We start from the raw sequence: 18,491 nt of genomic DNA on the forward strand, positions 1-18,491 counted from the left end.
TTATTGGCCAAATTGACTAGCCTATACATGCTTACCTGCTATTCGCCTGTAGAACTAAGCTCCACTTTGGCCTGATCAGACAGGTAACGGCGAATTGCAGCCAATTCTGCACCACCATTCACTGATGCTAACTGCTGCATCAACGCTCGGCGCTGCTCCTTACTCTGCTGGGAGAGGTCTCCTGGACGCACATCACGCAATGCCAAAACAATCTGGTTGCCGTTGCTCACAGCAAAAACAGCCAACTCCTCAGAACCTGCCGTAGGCACAGGCATAGAGAAAGCCTTGCTATTAATCTCAGCGCGCTCACCGAAACCACCTCGACGAGTCTTATCACTAGCCTCCAGGGTCAAGCCCTGCTCCTGGGCCAGCTCAGCAAAATCACCGCCAGCTGCCAAACTTTCTTTCAAGCTTTCCGCCTTTTGGGCAAGCTGAGCACTCGCCTTGTCACGCTTCAGAACGTCAACAATCTGCTCGCGCACCTCTTCCAGCGGGTAAATACCTGCAGGCTTGGAGTCAGTCACTCGCAAAACGACAGAATGCTCATTATTGAGATTCAGCACATCAGAGGTATTGCCGTCCTCCATCACCTCTGGAGAAAAAGCAGCCTCTACTACCTGGCCATTAGCCAGTACCCCACTACCATTTGAGCGAGAGAAAAGACCGCTGGTTTGTAAGGATACCCCTAATTCCTCAGCCGGGCCTGCCAAGCTTTCAGCATTGTAGGCCAGGTCTGCCAAGCGACTCAGAGCATCCAGAAACTCTCTTTCCGCTGCCGCAGTACGCAACTGATTTTCAATAGCGCTCTTACGCTCTTCAAAAACCGGCGGCTCACTCTCTTCCACTTCTAAGAGCTTAATAAAATGAGTGCCACTATCAGTGGTAACTGGAGCAGATACCTGCCCAACTTCCAGAGAAGCAAGGGCCTCTTCAAAAGCTTGCGGGAATACATCGCCAGTAGTGAAGCCGAGGTCTCCCCCTTCATCACGGGAACCAATATCCTCCGAGTAACTTTTGGCCAGTTCAGCAAAATCTTCACCGGCGTCAAGTTTCACCTGAATTTCATTCAACTTTTCCTGATCTGCATCTTCTAAAAGAATATGCGCTGCACGACGGCGAAGATCAGAACCAAAATTAGCAAGCTCCAGGTCATATTGAGCGCGAACATCCTCTTCAGAGATATCAATGTTGGAGGCAAAAACCTCCGGAGTCAGCTCAATATATTCAACCGCTACCTGCTCAGGCCGCTGGTATTGACTCTGGTTGGCTTGGTAATACTGCTCAACTTCAGCATCACTAACGTCTGTAGAGGCCAATAACTCCTGCACAGGCAACACAACGTAGGAAAAGTCGCGCTCTTCCATAGAGGCTGCAACTATCTGCTCAGCGTCTTCCTTGGTGGTAAAGGCACTGGCAGTAACGCTATCCGCATATTGTTGCAAAGACAGATCGCCCTCAACAATTTGCGGGAAACTAGCAGTGCTATACCCCATACGGCGTAAAGCATCACGATATAGCTGGGTGTTAAAGGTACCGTTGACCTGGAAGGCCGGAATATCGGTAATCGCCTTATTAACCGCAGCGGTACTCATCACCATACCACTCTCCTGAGCAGCCTGGCGCATGACTGAAGTGGAAATCAATTGGCGTAAAACCGGTTCACGCAGCTGCTCATCACTGATCAAGTCCGCCGGAACATCCTCTCCGTATTGGCTCATGATCATACTGCGGCGGTTTTGTATGGCCCGCTGCAAATCCATATTAGTGATTTTTTCACCATTGACCTCGGCGACCGCGTCGGTGGCACCACCACTGGCACCGGTAAAAAAATCGATTCCCCCAATGACCATAATGAACCCAAAGAATGCCGCAACAATAATGGCTGCCGTTCCCTTCAGGTTATCGCGCATGGACTGAAGCATGCTCAGCTCCGAATTTTCACTCTAATTGTTCAACTGTTAGCAGATACAAAAAAGGCGTATCGAAATTGACACGCCTCTTTGCACTTCGACTTTTACAAGGTTTCGAAGTTCACCGAAACTTAGTTTACGGCGTCTTTCAGGGCTTTACCGGCCTTGAAGTTAGGAATTTTTGCCGCTGCAATTTCAATCGGGTCGCCAGTGCGTGGGTTGCGGCCAGTGCGGGCTGCACGCTCTTTTACTGCAAAAGTACCAAAGCCCACCAAGGCAACCTGATCGCCTTTTTTAAGCGCATCAGTAATGCTGTCAACCATTGCGTCCAAAGCACGGCCAGCTGCAGCTTTAGGAATATCTGCAGACTCAGCAATAGCTTCAATCAGTTCGGACTTATTCACGCTTAATCCCTCTGTTCTTTTAAATATGTTTAGGGCATGCCCTCAGGCAAGGCATCCCTACTCGTAACTTTCTAACCACCGGCAATTTTAGCGCCGGCCAAATAAGGCCCGTTTTATACCAACTGCCCGGTAGCGGGTCAAGGAACCATGCGGGTTTCCGGCCGGTAAGACAAACCTCAGGCAACAAAAATCAATTTTGTGGTTAGATTTTGGTCTTGTAAATTGTTACGGGGTGACAGTTGTCACCCCGAATGCGATTAATGGGTTTGAACGGATCTCTGTGAGCGCTCTTCAGCCTGCTTTTGCAAAGCAGAATATTCCTCATCAGTAAGAGACTCGGGTTTGTGCTCAAGCGCCAACTCAAGAACCTGATCAATCCATTTAACCGGTTTTACCACCAGATCCTGAAGAATATTGTCGGGAATATCCTTCAAGTCTCGCTCGTTATCCGCAGGAATCAGCACAGTTTTTATACCGCCCCGATGCGCTGCCAATAACTTTTCCTTCAGACCTCCAATTCGTAAAACTTCTCCCCTCAGGGTGATTTCTCCGGTCATGGCCACATCCGAACGAACTGGAATATTGGTCAGTACGGAAACCAGTGCCGTGCACATGGCGATACCCGCAGAGGGCCCATCTTTTGGCGTTGCACCTTCCGGAACATGAATATGGATATCCCGGGTTTCATGGAAATCAGGACCAATACCGAGCGCCTGGGAGCGCGAGCGCACCACTGTCAATGCAGCCTGAATAGACTCCTGCATCACATCGCCGAGAGAACCGGTCTTGATCATGCGCCCTTTACCAGGAACAGCAGAGGCCTCAATATTGAGAAGCTCACCGCCCACCTCTGTCCAGGCTAGGCCGGTAACAATCCCGATCTTGTTCTCTTCCTCGGCGCGACCAAAGTCAAACTTGCGCACACCCAACAACTCTTCCAGTTCCTCAGACTGCACTATCGCTTTTTTGTCCGAAGGATTACGGACATGCTCCGTTACAATCTTGCGGCAAACTTTGGCAATTTCCCGGTCGAGCCCCCGCACACCCGCTTCACGAGTGTAGTAACGAACGATATCCCGGATTGACTGGTCAGAAAGCTCCAGCTCATCCTCTTTCAACCCATTGGCTTTACGCTGCTTGGGTACCAGGTAGCGCTGGGCAATGTTGAGCTTCTCATCCTCGGTATAACCGGGGATACGAATAACCTCCATGCGATCCAGCAAGGGACCGGGGATGTTCATGGAGTTTGAGGTGCACACAAACATCACATCGGAAAGGTCGTAATCCACTTCCAGGTAATGGTCGTTAAATGTCTTGTTTTGCTCTGGATCAAGTACTTCGAGCAGGGCCGACGCGGGGTCACCACGCTGATCCATACCCATTTTGTCGACCTCATCGAGCAGGAAAAGCGGATTCTTAACGCCGACTTTGGATATTTTCTGTACCAGCTTACCTGGTAGAGAACCTATGTAAGTGCGTCTATGTCCGCGGATTTCTGCTTCATCACGAACGCCACCAAGGGCCATACGCACATACTGGCGGTTAGTCGCACGAGCGATAGACTGCCCAAGTGAGGTCTTACCAACCCCGGGAGGCCCAACCAGACAAAGGATCGGCCCCTTCACTTTCTTGACACGTTTTTGCACAGCAAGATATTCGAGGATACGCTCTTTCACCTCTTCTAGGCCATAGTGCTCCTTCTCGAGAATCTCTTCGGCTTTCTTCAGGTCATGCCGTACGCGGCTAGCTTTTTTCCAAGGAAGGCTCAACATCCAATCAATGTAGCTACGCAATACCGATGCTTCTGCCGACATGGGCGACATCATTTTCAGCTTGGCCAGCTCGGCACGGGTTTTCTTTTCCGCCTCTGCAGACATTCCTGAATCTGTAATCTTGTTTTCCAGCTCCTCAATTTCATTGGGCTCTTCGGTAATTTCGCCCAATTCTTTTTGAATCGCCTTCATCTGCTCATTGAGGTAGTACTCACGCTGGCTCTTTTCCATCTGCTTCTTAACACGGCCGCGAATACGCTTCTCCACCTGTATCAGGTCGATCTCGGAATCCATCAAACCGAGCAAATGCTCCAGCCGCTCTTTGACATTGGAGGTTTCCAGCAGCTCTTGTTTCTGAGCCAGCTCGAGGGACATGTGCGCGGAGATGGTATCCGCCAAGCGCCCCGGCTCATCAATGCCAGACAGCGAGGTAATAACCTCATTGGGGACCTTCTTACTGATGGAGACATACTGCTCGAACTGAGACATAACCGAGCGCACCAAGGCTTCAGCCTCTCCCTCGGACAGCTCAGTAGTTTCTATAGGCTCGACAGTAGCCTCAAAGTGATTATCGTGCTCGGCAACATCGAGGATATTGACCCTCTCCCCCCCTTCCACAAGCACTTTCACAGTGCCATCTGGAAGCTTGAGAAGCTGCAGAACACTGGCAATAGTACCAACGCGATAGATGTCCTCGGCGCCAGGGTCATCTTCCGATGCTCTCCTCTGGGCTACGAGTAGCACTTGCTTATCCCTGCGCATGGCCTCTTCCAGAGCCTCAATGGATTTTTCCCTGCCGACGAACAGCGGAATCACCATGTGGGGGTAAACAACAACATCGCGCAATGGCAATAACGGATATTCAAGCTTGGTGTCGGATGACTGATCCATAGAACTCCTCTCGGCCCTATCACTGGGTATTTGGCGCGGCATCATGCTGCTGTTGAAATTGACAGCTTAATTTGGGCCACCGCCCGTCAGTTGCTAGAGATGGGGGGGGAGAGCCCGGAATACAAGTCTAATCTCGCGACCAATTTGTGCCGAATTCAACTGAATACTGGCTGGCCGCTGGTAGTTAAGCATGTCAAACAGGTAGAAAAGATAGATTTGAATAACAATTGGCTATAAAAAAAGCCCCACAAGTGGGGCTTTTTAATATGGGGAGTTACTCCTCTGGCGCCGCCTTTTGCGGCTGGCTTTCACTTTCGTAAACCAACAGCGGTGCCGACTCCCCCTTTATCACCGCCTCATCGATAACGACCTTAGCGACATCATCAGAAGATGGAATATCATACATAGTTTCCAGTAACACCGACTCCATGATAGAGCGAAGTCCCCGAGCACCAGTTTTGCGCTCCATAGCCTTAGTAGCCACAGCATCCAAGGCGTCTGGACGGAAGTCCAGCTCTACATCTTCCATTTCGAAGAGTTTTGCATACTGCTTGGTCAGAGCATTGCGCGGCTCAGTGAGAATTTGCACCAAAGCCTCGCGATCGAGCTCCTCCAGGGTCGCGGTAACCGGCAGGCGCCCAACAAACTCTGGTATAAGACCATAGCGAACCAGGTCTTCTGGTTCGAGGTCACGCAGAATTTCACCAAAGTTACTGGTTCCATCCTTAGACTTCACTTCAGCGCTAAACCCAATCCCCCCCTTCTCTGAGCGATCGCGAATCACCTTGTCAAGGCCCGCAAAGGCACCGCCACAGATGAACAGGATGTTAGAGGTATCCACTTGCAGGAATTCCTGCTGTGGGTGCTTACGACCGCCCTGAGGGGGAACAGAAGCCACAGTACCTTCAATCAGTTTTAGCAGTGCCTGCTGCACACCCTCACCAGAAACGTCCCGGGTGATGGATGGGTTATCGGATTTACGTGAAATTTTGTCAATTTCATCGATGTAGACAATTCCCTGCTGGGCCTTCTCAACATCGTAATCACACTTTTGCAGCAGCTTTTGGATGATATTTTCTACATCCTCACCGACATAGCCAGCCTCAGTAAGAGTGGTGGCATCGGCGATGGTAAACGGCACGTTCAGCAGCCGCGCAAGGGTTTCAGCCAGCAGGGTTTTACCGCTACCAGTTGGACCCACCAGAAGAATGTTGGACTTGCTCAGCTCAACATCATCTTTGCCTTTAACGCCAGTTTTACTACGTAGGCGCTTATAGTGGTTGTAAACCGCAACCGCCAGGACACGCTTGGCCCTCTCCTGGCCAATCACGTACTGATCCAAAATCTCGGTGATTTCACGCGGCGTGGGTAGGCGCCCCTCCGGGCCCTCCGCAGTCTCCTGGACCTCTTCGCGAATGATATCGGTGCAGAGCTCGACACACTCATCGCAGATAAAGACTGACGGCCCAGCAATCAGCTTCCGCACCTCCTGCTGGCTTTTGCCACAGAAGGAGCAGTACAGCAATTTGCCGCTATCTTCTCCGCTGCTTTTGTCGGTCATCAAAATACTCCGTGGTCACTGGCCTACCAGGGCCTTTAATTCAGCTATTACAGCAAGATGCTGTCTCTTGGCGTTTTTTTCAAGCCCCCTCTGCCTGAGAAATGACTTTGAAAGAACTCAGGTTCTCTCTTCACGCCTTTAGCAAAATATTTTTGTTGATAGTGTTACTTTTCAAGAGCCTGACGGCGGGAAAGTACATCATCCACTAGACCATACTCCTTCGCCTCATCGGCACTCAGGAAGTGGTCACGCTCAGTATCTCTCTCAATATCACTGACCGGACGGCCAGAATGGTGGGCCATCAACTCATTTAAGCGATGACGAATTTTGAGGATTTCCTGAGCATGAATATGAATATCGCTAGCCTGCCCTTGAGCGCCACCACTGGGCTGATGGATCATCACCCGGGAGTTAGGGGTGGCAAACCGCTTACCTGGCGCTCCCGCCGTCAGCAAGAAGGCTCCCATGCTGCAAGCCTGACCAATACACATGGTGCTCACATCAGGCTTGATAAACTGCATGGTGTCATAAATGGACATACCTGCAGTTACAGATCCACCGGGAGAGTTGATATACAGATGAATGTCTTTATCAGGGTTTTCTGCTTCGAGAAACAGCAACTGGGCAACCACCAGATTAGCCATGTGGTCTTCCACGGGGCCAACCAAGAAAATAACCCTTTCCTTCAATAGACGTGAGTAGATATCAAAGGAACGCTCACCCCTGGCAGTTTGTTCTACCACCATGGGCACCAAACCAGTCGCTAAGGGCTCAATTGAGGCTTGGGGATAATCGATTCGTGCCATAGGTACCATTGCTTCCTTTTGTGGCGTGTTCGGCAGGCCAGCATGCAAGCGCTAGGCGCCCGTGCTGAAAATTAGGTTTTCAGAGCTTAACCGGTCAGGCAGGATAAAGCCAGCCGGTAAAAAGGAAGGAGATGCAACGACGCCCGACTGAAGCGGGCGCCAATGCATTCGGAGATAAAGGGATAATTAACCCTGCTTCTGCGGCTTGATCACGTCGTCATAAGTACTTTTAACTTCTTCGACTTTTGCAGACTTCAGTACAAAATCCACAACCTGATCTTCCAGAACTACCGATTCAACTCCAGAGAGCAGCTCGCGGTTATTGTAGTAGTATTCAACCACTTCTTCCGGTTGCTGGTAGGTAGAAGCCAGCTCCTCAACCTTAGCTTTTACCAGGTCAGCATCTACAGACAGTTCGTTTTTCTTAACGATCTCACCAACAACAAGACCTAGAACTACACGACGCTTAGCCTGCTCTTCGAACATAGTGTCCGGCAACATACGCTCAGCATCTTCGGCTTTGATCTGGCCACCAAACTGCTGAACCATTTGTCCACGCAGAGTGCTAACCTCACCTGCGACTAGGGCAGAAGGCAATTCGACCGGGTGCTGTTCAAACAACTGGTCCATCACCTGGGTTTTAACCTTGTTCAGCGCTGCGTTTTTCAGCTCACGCTCCATGTTACCGCGAACTTCTTCGCGGAACTTCTCTTCTCCACCCTCCTGAACACCATATGCCGCGAAGAATTCTTCATTCAGCTCGGGCAGCTCAGGCTTTTCAGAAGAGGTAACTTTAATATTGAAGGTTACAGCAGCACCACGTAGCTCTTCAGCTTGGTAGTCTTCAGGGAAGGTCAGGTCCAGATCTTTCTCTTCACCGGGCTTCATGCCGAGGATACCTTCCTCAAAACCGGGGATCATCTGGCCGGAGCCCAGTACCAACTGGTGACCTTCGGCCTTACCGCCTTCAAACTCTTCGCCATCTTTACGGCCCAAGAAGTTGATCACAACACGATCACCTTTTTGTGCCTTGCGCTTGGTATCCTTCCAGGAAGACTGCTGTTTGCGCAGCACATCAACCATATTGTTAACATCCGCATCAGTTACTTCTGCAACTGGACGCTCAACGCTAACCTCAGCCAGGTCGGCCAATTCTACTTCTGGATAAACTTCAAAAGTGGCGACGTATTCCAGATTCTCGCCAGCTGCAGTTTGCTTTGCCTCAATGCTTGGCTGACCGGCAGGCTTAACTTCTTCCTGCTGAACCGCATCGTAGAAGGAACGGCTCATAACCTCGCCGAGCACTTCCTGGCGAACGCCGGCACCAAAGCGCTGACGCACAACTTTCATCGGCACCTTGCCTTTGCGGAAACCGTTTATACGAACAGTCTTAGCCGCCTGCTGAAGGCGCTTGTCCACTTCTTTATCGACGACTTCCGCCGGCAAGTTGACCGTTAAGCGACGCTCCAGACCGGAAGTAGTTTCGATGGAAACCTGCATGTTTATCCTCGTGAGACTATCTCTTTAATCGCGCCGCAGCGCCAACGAATACCGGGTCACCGAGACTTAGTCAGCAACCTCATGGGGAAACATCAAAACAATATTTTGAGCTTCCGCCAAATACACAAGAAGCCCGCACCCACCCCTCCAGGGTAAGTCACACGGACTTCAAGGTTTTTGATTTGGTGGGGACGGGGAGACTCGAACTCCCACACCTTTCGGCACCAGAACCTAAATCTGGCGTGTCTACCAATTTCACCACGTCCCCGAAACTCTCTTACCGCTAACCCATTGATATATATAGGGTTTCGATCTTTTTTAAGACCTCATCGCGACAAGGGGTGCAAATTGTGCCACAGCATTTTAAAGGCATCAACACTTTACTGAAAAAAAATAAAAAAGGCGCCAGAAAGGCGCCTTTTGTGGGGTGCGGGAGATTAAACTCGCTCAACAATCGTGGTGATTCCCTGCCCCAAGCCGATACACATGGTGGATACACCAAGGTTTCCACCCTCGTTTTGCATAACACTCAACAAGGTACCGGTAATGCGAACGCCTGAGCAACCGAAGGGGTGGCCAAGAGCGATAGCGCCACCGTACAGGTTGACCTTCTCATCCATCTGCTCGAGCAGATCCAGGTCCTTCAGCACCGGCAGCGCCTGCGCTGCAAATGCCTCATTCAGCTCAAACTTGTCGATATCGCCGACAGTTAGACCCGCTCTCTTGAGCGCCTTCTTGGTGGAAGGCACCGGGCCATAACCCATAATAGACGGATCAACACCGGCCAGCGCCATTTCCTTCACGCGAGCAATAGGGGTCATACCCAAAGCCTGAGCACGCTCAGCGGACATTACCAGCATCACAGAAGCACCGTCGGTGATCTGAGAGGAGGTGCCAGCTGTTACCTGGCCGTGCTTCGGGTCGAATGCCGGCTTCAGTTGAGCCAGACCTTCCACGGTGGTGTCAGGACGGATGGTTTGGTCCGCCTCAACCAGGAAAGGTACGCCGTCATCGTCATGGCCTTCAATAGCGATAATTTCGCGATTGAATTTGCCAGCCTTGGTAGCCTCAGCGGCGCGATGGTGAGAGCGTGCGCCGAACTCATCCATCTGCTGACGCTGGATACCGTGCATCATCGCCAGGTATTCAGCCGTCATACCCATGGAGCCGGCAGCTTTAGCCATATAGCGACCCAGCATTGGGTTGGGGCTAACATGCTCCATCATGTTCAGGTGACCCATGTGCTCAACACCACCCACAACGTACACATCGCCAACGCCAGCCTGGATGTTGGCAGCTGCAGTATGCAGGGAGGACATAGAGGAACCGCACAGGCGGTTGACGGTTTGCGCCGGGATAGTGTGTGGCAGACCTGCGCGCAGCAGGATAAAGCGAGCTACGTTAAAGCCCTGCTCATCGCGCTGCATAACACAGCCCCAGATCAGGTCATCGATCTCGGCGGGATCGAGCTTGTCATTGCGCTGCATGAACTTTTTCAGCAGCTCAGCGGACATATCATCGGCGCGAACATGGCGATATACACCATTCTTCGAGCGACCCATGGCCGTACGCGCGTAGTCGACGATTACGGCATCTCTAGGATTTAAACTCATCGCTATTCTCCTTACTTGTCGCCGTAGTAGGTTTTGCCACTTGCGGCCATTTCACGCATGCGATCGGTCGGCTTGTACAGCTCACCCAGATCGGCGTACTTATCGGCAATCTTCACGAACTCATCCAGACCAATACTGTCCAGCCACGCGAAGATTCCACCGCGGAATGGAGGGAAGCCAATGCCGTAGATCAGCGCCATATCGGCTTCAGCCGGGGAATCAACGATACCCTCTTCCAGGCAGCGAGCCAGCTCGGTGGCCATAGGCACCATCATGCGCTCGATAATTTCGTCTTTTTCAAACTCGCGACGCTCAGCCACGTGCGGCTTAAGCAGCGCGTAGGACTCTTCGGTAGCCACTTTCTTCGGGCGACCTTTTTTGTCCTGCTCGTAGTTGTAGAAGCCCTTGTTGTTCTTCTGCCCGTAACGACCCGCTTCATACATAACGTCGGAAGCAGCGGTAAAGGTTTTACCCATGCGATCGGGGAAGCCTTCAGCCATTACGCTTTCCGCGTGAACACCGGTATCGATTCCGACAACGTCCATCAAGTAAGCGGGACCCATCGGCCAACCCCAGCGCTCCATCACCTTGTCAACGGCCTGGAAGTCAGCACCATCGCGCACCAGCATGGAGAAACCGGCAAAGTAAGGGAAGAGAACGCGGTTAACCAGGAATCCAGGACAGTCGCGTACAACAATAGCTTTCTTGCCCATCTTGTTTGCGTAGGCAACAACGCGAGCTACAGCTGTGTCGGAAGTTTTCTCTCCGCGAATTACCTCAACCAGCGGCATTTTGTGCACTGGGTTGAAGAAGTGCATGCCGAGGAAGTTTTCCGGACGGGAGAGCGGCTCAGCCAGCTGGTTAATAGAAATAGTGGAGGTGTTAGAAGCGATTACAGTGTCTTCGCTTACTTTGGTTTCCACTTCTTTCAATACTGCGTGCTTCACCTTGGGATTTTCAACCACAGCTTCCACAACAACATCGATATCGTTGAAGCCGTCGTAGCTCAAGGTAGGCTCGATACGGTTGAGCACTTCACCCATTTTAACGGGGGTCAGGCGCTTGCGATCAACCAGCTTGGACAGCAGCTTGTTCGCCTCATTCAAACCAAGGTCGATACCCTTCTGGTCGATATCCTTCATCTTGATCGGAGTGCCCTTGTAGGCAGACTGGTAAGCGATACCGCCACCCATAATGCCAGCACCCAATACTGCCGCACGCTCAATCGGCTTATCGGCTTTCTTCTCCCAACCTTTGGCAACCTTGCTGATTGCCTGGTCAGCCAGGAACAGCCCTACCAAAGATTTCGCAGTGCCAGTCTGCGCGCAGAAAATAAACTTCTCTTGCTCGATTTTCAGCGCTTCATCGCGAGTCAGCTTGTAGCCCTGCTCGATTGACTCAACCGCAGCTACAGGAGAAGGGTAGTTTTTGCCCGCCTGCTGACCCACAAATGCCTTGGTGGTAAAGAAGGCCATCAGCGCTTCGGTGTCATTCAAGGGAATCGGAGATTTCTTGAGTTCGCGAATGGCTTTGTAGTCCAGCTCGCCATTGATAGCGCGCTCAAGCAGCTTGACCGCTGCATCTTTGAGTTTGTCAGTGGGGATCACCGCATCAACAGCGTGAGCCTCCAGAGCGGCAGCCGGCTTCTGCTCTTTACCTGCTGCAATCCACTCAGCAGCGACATCAACACCCACTACACGCGGCAGGCGAACGGTGCCGCCCCAGCCCGGGATCAAGCCCAGTTTAACTTCCGGAAGGCCAACTTTGGCCTCTTCGCCCATCAGGCGGAAGTCACAGCCAAGACACACTTCAAAACCACCACCGAGCGCGTAGCCATTAATTGCCACCGCAGTCGGTACCGGCAGATCTTCCAGACGGTTGATATTTTCGTTGTTCTGATTCATCAGATCAGCAACGCCCTCTGCGCCAGCAGAAAAAGCACCGCCAAACTCAGTGATATCAGCACCGACAATAAAGACGCTCTTGCCACTGGTCAGCAGCACACCTTTGATGCCATCTGCTGCTTCAATTGCATCCAGAGCCTGAGAGAATTCGGAAACCGTTTGGCGGTTGAACTTGTTGACGGATTCGCCTTGCAGGTCGAATTTAAGCTCGGCGATGCCGTTATCCAGCATCTGAACCGTGAGCGCTTTGCCACTAAATAACATTGATTGACCTCTTTTATTCTGGGCCGCAATCCTGGACCCGGGGTCGGAATTTTTTTGCAACCAAGGGCCGCCCCGCAGTGTGCGGTGACACTTTGGCCCAATATGGTCAGCCGTAGTATAGCCAGATTCAAACGATTGTTTGAATACTATTTCTTACAAAAGAACTGGCACCAAGAGCGCCAAAGTACAGAAAACAACCAGCCATATCTCACAGGCTGGTCGCACAGGCGGAGCCAGTCTATCGCGGATCAATCCACCTTTTCAGCACGGTGGCGTAAATCACCCTTTATAGAAAGGCTCGCTTGGACGGGAAGCGCAGGGAATATTCGATGAGGGAGTGGCAGCCACGGCACTGAAAACCACACAGTCAACACTTCCGGGGTTGCGGAAGCGATGTGGACGCCGTGCATTTAAGTAATAACCATCCCCCTCCTCTAGCAGGGCAAACTCTGATCCTGCTGTAACCTCCAGCTCTCCAGCAATAACAATCCCCCCCACCTCCCCATTGAGTAGCAATTGGCCTGAACCGGTATCCTGCCCAGCGGGAAACACTTTACGGAGGATTGTCATGGCGCGGACCTGGCGGGAGCCGCCGAGCAAATGACAGAAAACCCGACCATTACCAATATCGGGCATTTCATTGGCGCGAAAAAAAATCTGTTCTGGCTCGGCAAGTTCCAGGGAGAAAAACTCAGCCAGAGACATGGGCACACTATTCAATATCTTCTCAAGCGATCCCACAGATGGGCTGACCCGACCCTGCTCTATAAAAGACACAGTGGCATTGGTAACGCCCGCTTGCCGCGCAAGTTGTCGCTGGGAAATCCCATAAATTTTTCGCACCAGCTTCAGCCGGGCACCAAGATCCCCGGCATCACTAACTTCACTACAAACATCCATGTCTGACATTGAATCTCTCACTCCGCCAACTGCCAAAGGAGGTTTCCCCCTTAATTGGCAGGAAAAATTTTAAGCATCATACATTACCGATGCACGGGCCTTTTAAACCATATCGGTAAAGGGGTTATCAACATCGAGCTCTACAGGAGGAAACCCTGGAAATGAGACCTTATCGACAGAAAGACCTATTTGAGCATCATCTACCAGCCCCTCTCCAAAACGGTAGATAGTTTGTAAATCTCCTCTGCTTGCTTTTTCATCGTACGCTACAGCATGCTCCACGACAGACTCATTTTTTCTATGATGAACAAGCATCTTTTTTGACCCGTAGCGTTTTTCCAGCATTGAGCGGGTCAAGTGAGGAGAGAGTACAGCCGCAGTCGCATTATTCCCCCCAAAACCTTTAGAATTCAGGAAAGCGAGATCCAGTGAAGCGGGATCTCTCTCCACATGCTCACAAGAGATCTGCAGGTTATTCTGGTGAACATCATCTGCCACTCTGTCAATCGTGACGATACCCGGTAAAATTCCCCTATCAAAAACTCCCAGGGTCGAAATTAACTGGTCACCACTCGCCACCGCTATCGTGTGCCCAAGATAAGCTTTAACAGCACAAACCGGCCATTCCTGCACACCAAAAACAGAAGCCAAACGATCAAGGATCGCAGACTCTGTTACGCGATTTTGCGGTGTGCTAGATCCATGGGCCTGAACAAAACTGCGCTTCTTCAGACTTTCATCCCCGACAATAGCTTTCGACTCCGCCATCGCCCTGGCCATCGTTAGATAATTACCTGGCCCCGGTGCGGAAATCGACTTTTTGAAGCCATCAGCATTGATATACACCCCTGTAACCGCACCGTGGACACTCGCCCCCAGTTCAACGGCCAAAGCGTCATCCATTAAGATGGCCCACTGGGTACCCTCCCCCAAAGTAAAACCGCAATTCTCCCCAAACGGGCGACTAGTGCGGCGGAAGTCCACTTCGCCCGAAGAGATCTTTCGCAGATTTTCAGTGGTAGCAAGCGCGCCCATGGTTGAGTAACCATCAACAATCTCGGGAACCAATGGCGCTTCAGTAGCACCAACAACGGCCACCCTGGCCCGACCACTGCGAATATCCTCTACCCCTGCGCGCAAATTGTACAAATAGCTCGCACAAGCTCCGGTAACCGCCCCAGTAGAACCAACATTACCCAGCACATAGGCGTTCACAAAGTCTGCCGGCATACTATTCAGCCCAAGCGCCAACTGCTTGGAGCTAACCCTGGAGCCGCGCAAACGGGACTGCATCAAGCCTCCGTTTCCATAAGGGTCGAGTTGGCTCATGGCTGAGGAGGCGTAAACAGAAATATTACCGGGACCAGCTGCAGCAACAACATCCTGCCAATCCACCCCCATAGAGAGAACAGCATCAGATGCACCCAACACTGCCAACTGCAATCCCCTCGGGTGGAATCGGGAATTGTAAAGCTCACCAGGCTCAAAGCCTGTGGGCAGCTGTCCTGCCGCCCCCACTGGGATCTCGCGAAAGCTATCCAGCATGACTGACAAACTTGATGTAGCCACACGAACCCTACCACTACCAATAGTTTCCACTTGCCATCCCTCTGGCAGTGGATGGGGTAATTGGCGCGTAGAAATCTCAAAAGAAATACCAGCGGGATTTGAAAGATTCGCCGCCTGGTGAAAATGACACCTGTGGTAATCGTAGATTCGCGCTTCCAATTCTCGCACCAAGGTGCCCTTGAGAACCTTTTCCTCCAGCGCTGACTCGAGGGGGCCTTTGGCCTCGACGCCTGTACGCAACCCCATCAATGCGGCGAGATCAGAAAGCGTATCATTCCGCTCCCTCTGTCCGAGTTTGTCGAGCACCATGCGGGCATAGCCCCGGTGAAAGGAGCTGCGTCCTGCAGGGTTAAAACCACCGAACGCGGTAATTACGGGAAGGCGCTGCATCCTGACCTCCAGCCAAGCTAAACACTACAAATTTGATATTTGGGAGTGTAGGGGCTGGCGATTCCGTCCAGTTATGGGCATACTGGCCAGCAAAATTGAGTGTTTTGGCCAATGGCGCAACCCCGCCTGAGTATGTAATGCGAACGGTTACCTTTCTTCTGATTGATCAAATGCTGGCCACCGGCACAGTTCTGCCCTTAGAAATGCTGCGCGGTGCCGAAAGCCGCGCCCGAGTGGAAAGGCTGGCAGAGCCCTTGCGCCTAGTAACAGCCAGCATAGATGGACAAGCGGTAAAAACCCGCTGCGGCTTTACCTTTCAACCTGACGTGTCTTTAGAAGAGGCACCAGACAGCGACTTGATCTACATTCCTGCGCTTTGGCGCAATCCCCGCCCAGCCCTGAAGCGCAGTGGAAAGCTTTTAAGATGGCTAAGGAGCCAGGCCGAAGGTGGAGCTGCGATCAACGCCGTGGGTACTGGAGTTTGCTTTCTAGCCGAGGCAGGCCTCCTTGATGGCAAACCCGCCACTACACACTGGCACTATTTCGACCAGTTCAGCGCGGACTACCCAAAAGTCAAATTGAAGCGCCAGTATTTTATCACTCAGGCTGACAAACTTTTTTGTGCTGCCAGCGTAAATGCCTTGGCAGATGTCACGGTTCATATGATTCGCCAGCTCTATGGAGCCGCTGTAGCCAGTCATGTGGAGCGTAACTTCTCCCATGAAATTCGCCGACCATTTGAGGAAATTGCTTACTCAGAAGGTTCGGTGCATCTACATCCAGACGAGGATATTGTACAGGCCCAGGCATGGCTAAAAGAGCACTGTAATACCGAGGTGCGCCTCAGTGAGGTGGCACAAATGTTCGACATGAGTGTGCGCTCCTTCAACCGCCGCTTTAAATTAGCTACAGGACAGACACCGCTGCAATATTTGCAAAATGTTCGCGTAGATATGGCTCGGGAACTGCTGCAATCCAGTAATCTATCCGTGAATGAAATTGCCGAAAAAGTTGGCTACCAGGATATGGGGCACTTCACTGCACTGTTCAAAAAATTCCTTGCTACTACACCAAGCGAATATCGGGCCACCGTCAGAGCCAAGCTATTCCGGGTCAATACCTGATTTCTTCAGGAAGATAATATCACTATCTGCAAAGTGTAGTTCCGCACCTAATTTTCGCGACAGCCATTGAAAGGTTTCAACACAAAAGAAGGAAATATGTGTTGGGTCACGAATATAATGCCAGCTGGCAAAGCGTTCTCGAGAAATAACCAACTTGGTCATCAGTGCCAGCACACCGCCAACTCGTAATCGTGTCCACAAAGCCGACAACTCATCGCCAGGCGCGCTCAAATGCTCCACCACTTCTGTCGCCACTATGAAGTCGTAGCTTTTTTCCTGCACCCGACGCTCAGGGAAGTAATAACGGTCGAACAACTCAACTTTATGGCCCTGCTCCTCTAAAATTCGCGCCAATAATGGCGCTGGTCCACAGCCAAAATCCAACCCCACACTAGTAACAGAAAGCTCTTTCAATAAGGGCTTGGCGCAACGGCTTAGGAAATGGCGATACCCTTCATCCTCCATAGAGTTTTCATGCAGATTGTAATAGGCATGCTCTTCAACTGGAGTCAAATGATATTCTGCGGGCACAAACACCAATTCGCAGTTATTACATTGGTAATAACTGCGAAATTTATCTCGATAATAGAGTTGTGCCGCGCGATGGCGGCACAGGGGGCAAGAAAGTGTCAACTTATGCAGCTACCGTGTCAGGCTTTTTTTTCGCCGTGACGTTTTCAGCCTGCTCATGATTCAGTAAAGCGCCTTCACTGATCTGGATTTTTCGAGGCTTCATCGCTTCAGGTATTTCTCTAACCAGCTCTATATGAAGCAGGCCGTTGGCAAGCTTCGCATCAGTCACTTTGACGTGATCTGCTAGCTGGAAGCGTCGCTCAAAATTTCTCGCAGCAATTCCTCGATGGAGAAAGTTTCTTTGTGCAATATCTTCTGGTTTTTTACCGCTCACACTTAAGCGATTTTGCTCAACCTGAATATCGAGTTCAGATTGCTCAAACCCAGCCACAGCCATAGTAATTCTATAGCTATCTTCACCAGTAAGTTCTATATCATAGGGAGGGTATGAGGGTTGTTTTTGCTCACTGGAGCTCATTGCATCCAGCAGACTGGCCATACGATCAAAACCAATTGCAGATCGATACAGAGGGGAAAAATCAAAATTACGCATAGTTATATCCTCAATTCAGAGCAATATTCAATTTTGCTCGCCAATAAGCACGAGCATTGCTAACGGGGCACTTTCACACTCAAAGCTACCAACCGTACTCAATAAGTATGGGCCACAAGTTTTATTTCAAGGTCCCAAAGGGAAAAAATGCAAAGAGAAGAAAATTTGTCAGATCAATCCACTAGCAGGTTATTTATTGGTATTAAACCTGATGTGGCATCACAAGCGTTCCTAGACGAGATAACCACTCTGTGCCAAAAGCAGCTAAAAGGCACATCTACTAGCCATATACGCTGGACAACCCCCAATAACTGGCACCTGACCTTGGCTTTTCTTGGAAGCATTCCGAAAGAAAAAATTCCCCAGCTTAAGCAGGGGCTTATTGAGCTTGCACACTGCAAAAGAAGTTTTCAAAGTAGGATTTGTTCTTTAACTCCTTTCCCAAAACAGCACTCCAAAATTCTTGCGGTAGAATTAGCCCTAAATCCTAATTTAACTGAACTCCATGAGGAATGCCGGCAATTTATTGGCGAGCTTGGAATGGAACCAGAAAACCAGGAATATCGACCCCATATCACCTTAGCGCGCAGTCGCAATAAAGAGGGGTTTCGGCACATTACACCGCGCAACCTAAACTCATCTGTGTTAGTCGAAAATGTCATTCTTTATGAGAGCGTTCCCCAGACAGGGAAAAGTCACTACCACTCCTTACTCAAAGTACCCTTACTAAATGACTAAAGCGTAGAATAAAAAAGCC

General features: G+C 50.9%; 14 protein-coding genes and 1 tRNA gene. 2 read left to right on the forward strand and 13 right to left on the reverse strand.

What is annotated here, in order from left to right; translation table 11 throughout:
* Positions 1-38 precede the first annotated feature (38 nt).
* The 11 genes from ACJJI0_RS07830 to ACJJI0_RS07880 all read right to left on the reverse strand — a co-directional run bounded on the left by ACJJI0_RS07830 (position 39) and on the right by ACJJI0_RS07880 (position 15,484).
* On the reverse strand, positions 39-1,922 hold the full coding sequence (locus tag ACJJI0_RS07830) for a SurA N-terminal domain-containing protein (RefSeq protein WP_444885415.1): 1,884 nt from the start codon (positions 1,920-1,922) through the stop codon (positions 39-41).
* Positions 1,923-2,041: 119 nt separating this feature from the next.
* The gene (gene hbs / locus ACJJI0_RS07835; RefSeq protein WP_067086576.1) at positions 2,042-2,314 is read right to left on the reverse strand and encodes a non-specific DNA-binding protein Hbs; all 273 of its coding nucleotides are present in this window, start codon (positions 2,312-2,314) and stop codon (positions 2,042-2,044) included.
* Positions 2,315-2,571: 257 nt separating this feature from the next.
* Entirely contained in the window at positions 2,572-4,977 is a 2,406-nt protein-coding gene (gene lon, locus ACJJI0_RS07840; protein ID WP_444885416.1) for an endopeptidase La, read from the reverse strand.
* Between the two features lie 274 nt (positions 4,978-5,251).
* Positions 5,252-6,538 (reverse strand): ATP-dependent Clp protease ATP-binding subunit ClpX, encoded by a 1,287-nt coding sequence (gene clpX, locus ACJJI0_RS07845; protein ID WP_252085380.1) that lies wholly within the window; start codon positions 6,536-6,538, stop codon positions 5,252-5,254.
* 164 nt (positions 6,539-6,702) lie between these two features.
* Positions 6,703-7,344: an ATP-dependent Clp endopeptidase proteolytic subunit ClpP gene (gene clpP / locus ACJJI0_RS07850; RefSeq protein ID WP_444885417.1), complete on the reverse strand. Its 642-nt coding sequence runs from the start codon at positions 7,342-7,344 to the stop codon at positions 6,703-6,705.
* Between the two features lie 186 nt (positions 7,345-7,530).
* Positions 7,531-8,844 carry a trigger factor gene (gene tig / locus ACJJI0_RS07855; RefSeq protein ID WP_444885418.1) on the reverse strand — a complete coding sequence of 438 codons (1,314 nt, stop codon included), beginning with the start codon at positions 8,842-8,844 and terminating at the stop codon, positions 7,531-7,533.
* 183 nt (positions 8,845-9,027) lie between these two features.
* A tRNA-Leu gene (locus ACJJI0_RS07860) sits at positions 9,028-9,112 on the reverse strand.
* Between the two features lie 169 nt (positions 9,113-9,281).
* On the reverse strand, positions 9,282-10,457 hold the full coding sequence (gene fadA, locus ACJJI0_RS07865) for an acetyl-CoA C-acyltransferase FadA (RefSeq protein WP_444885419.1): 1,176 nt from the start codon (positions 10,455-10,457) through the stop codon (positions 9,282-9,284).
* Positions 10,458-10,468: 11 nt separating this feature from the next.
* The gene (fadB, locus tag ACJJI0_RS07870; RefSeq protein WP_444885420.1) at positions 10,469-12,625 is read right to left on the reverse strand and encodes a fatty acid oxidation complex subunit alpha FadB; all 2,157 of its coding nucleotides are present in this window, start codon (positions 12,623-12,625) and stop codon (positions 10,469-10,471) included.
* Positions 12,626-12,904: 279 nt separating this feature from the next.
* The gene (locus tag ACJJI0_RS07875) at positions 12,905-13,534 is read right to left on the reverse strand and encodes a helix-turn-helix domain-containing protein (RefSeq protein ID WP_444885421.1); all 630 of its coding nucleotides are present in this window, start codon (positions 13,532-13,534) and stop codon (positions 12,905-12,907) included.
* A gap of 93 nt (positions 13,535-13,627) precedes the next feature.
* Positions 13,628-15,484: a beta-ketoacyl synthase gene (locus ACJJI0_RS07880; protein WP_444885422.1), complete on the reverse strand. Its 1,857-nt coding sequence runs from the start codon at positions 15,482-15,484 to the stop codon at positions 13,628-13,630.
* Between the two features lie 137 nt (positions 15,485-15,621).
* On the opposite strand from ACJJI0_RS07880, the gene ACJJI0_RS07885 reads away from it, so the two are divergent.
* Positions 15,622-16,608: a GlxA family transcriptional regulator gene (locus ACJJI0_RS07885; RefSeq protein WP_444885423.1), complete on the forward strand. Its 987-nt coding sequence runs from the start codon at positions 15,622-15,624 to the stop codon at positions 16,606-16,608.
* Here the strand turns inward: ACJJI0_RS07885 and ACJJI0_RS07890 are convergent.
* Positions 16,588-17,241: a class I SAM-dependent methyltransferase gene (locus ACJJI0_RS07890; RefSeq protein ID WP_444885424.1), complete on the reverse strand. Its 654-nt coding sequence runs from the start codon at positions 17,239-17,241 to the stop codon at positions 16,588-16,590. The two genes, ACJJI0_RS07885 and ACJJI0_RS07890, sit on opposite strands and share 21 nt — an antisense overlap.
* Before the next feature lies 1 nt (position 17,242).
* Positions 17,243-17,734 (reverse strand): Hsp20 family protein, encoded by a 492-nt coding sequence (locus tag ACJJI0_RS07895; protein WP_444885425.1) that lies wholly within the window; start codon positions 17,732-17,734, stop codon positions 17,243-17,245.
* Between the two features lie 147 nt (positions 17,735-17,881).
* Between ACJJI0_RS07895 and thpR the strand changes: the two genes are divergently transcribed.
* Positions 17,882-18,472: an RNA 2',3'-cyclic phosphodiesterase gene (gene thpR / locus ACJJI0_RS07900; protein ID WP_444885426.1), complete on the forward strand. Its 591-nt coding sequence runs from the start codon at positions 17,882-17,884 to the stop codon at positions 18,470-18,472.
* Positions 18,473-18,491: the final 19 nt, after the last annotated feature.

The organism is Microbulbifer mixtoriginis (SeqCode), assembly GCF_052466695.1.

Excerpts from the sequence above, each read along its gene's own strand:
- ACJJI0_RS07830 (WP_444885415.1), bottom strand. The coding sequence starts at position 1,922 with ATGCTTCAGTCCATGCGCGATAACCTGAAGGGAACGGCAGCCATTATT.
- lon (WP_444885416.1), bottom strand. The coding sequence starts at position 4,977 with ATGGATCAGTCATCCGACACCAAGCTTGAATATCCGTTATTGCCATTG.
- clpX (WP_252085380.1), bottom strand. The coding sequence starts at position 6,538 with ATGACCGACAAAAGCAGCGGAGAAGATAGCGGCAAATTGCTGTACTGC.
- clpP (WP_444885417.1), bottom strand. The coding sequence starts at position 7,344 with ATGGCACGAATCGATTATCCCCAAGCCTCAATTGAGCCCTTAGCGACT.
- tig (WP_444885418.1), bottom strand. The coding sequence starts at position 8,844 with ATGCAGGTTTCCATCGAAACTACTTCCGGTCTGGAGCGTCGCTTAACG.
- fadA (WP_444885419.1), bottom strand. The coding sequence starts at position 10,457 with ATGAGTTTAAATCCTAGAGATGCCGTAATCGTCGACTACGCGCGTACG.
- fadB (WP_444885420.1), bottom strand. The coding sequence starts at position 12,625 with ATGTTATTTAGTGGCAAAGCGCTCACGGTTCAGATGCTGGATAACGGC.
- ACJJI0_RS07875 (WP_444885421.1), bottom strand. The coding sequence starts at position 13,534 with ATGTCAGACATGGATGTTTGTAGTGAAGTTAGTGATGCCGGGGATCTT.
- ACJJI0_RS07880 (WP_444885422.1), bottom strand. The coding sequence starts at position 15,484 with ATGCAGCGCCTTCCCGTAATTACCGCGTTCGGTGGTTTTAACCCTGCA.
- ACJJI0_RS07885 (WP_444885423.1), top strand. The coding sequence starts at position 15,622 with ATGCGAACGGTTACCTTTCTTCTGATTGATCAAATGCTGGCCACCGGC.
- ACJJI0_RS07895 (WP_444885425.1), bottom strand. The coding sequence starts at position 17,734 with ATGCGTAATTTTGATTTTTCCCCTCTGTATCGATCTGCAATTGGTTTT.
- thpR (WP_444885426.1), top strand. The coding sequence starts at position 17,882 with ATGCAAAGAGAAGAAAATTTGTCAGATCAATCCACTAGCAGGTTATTT.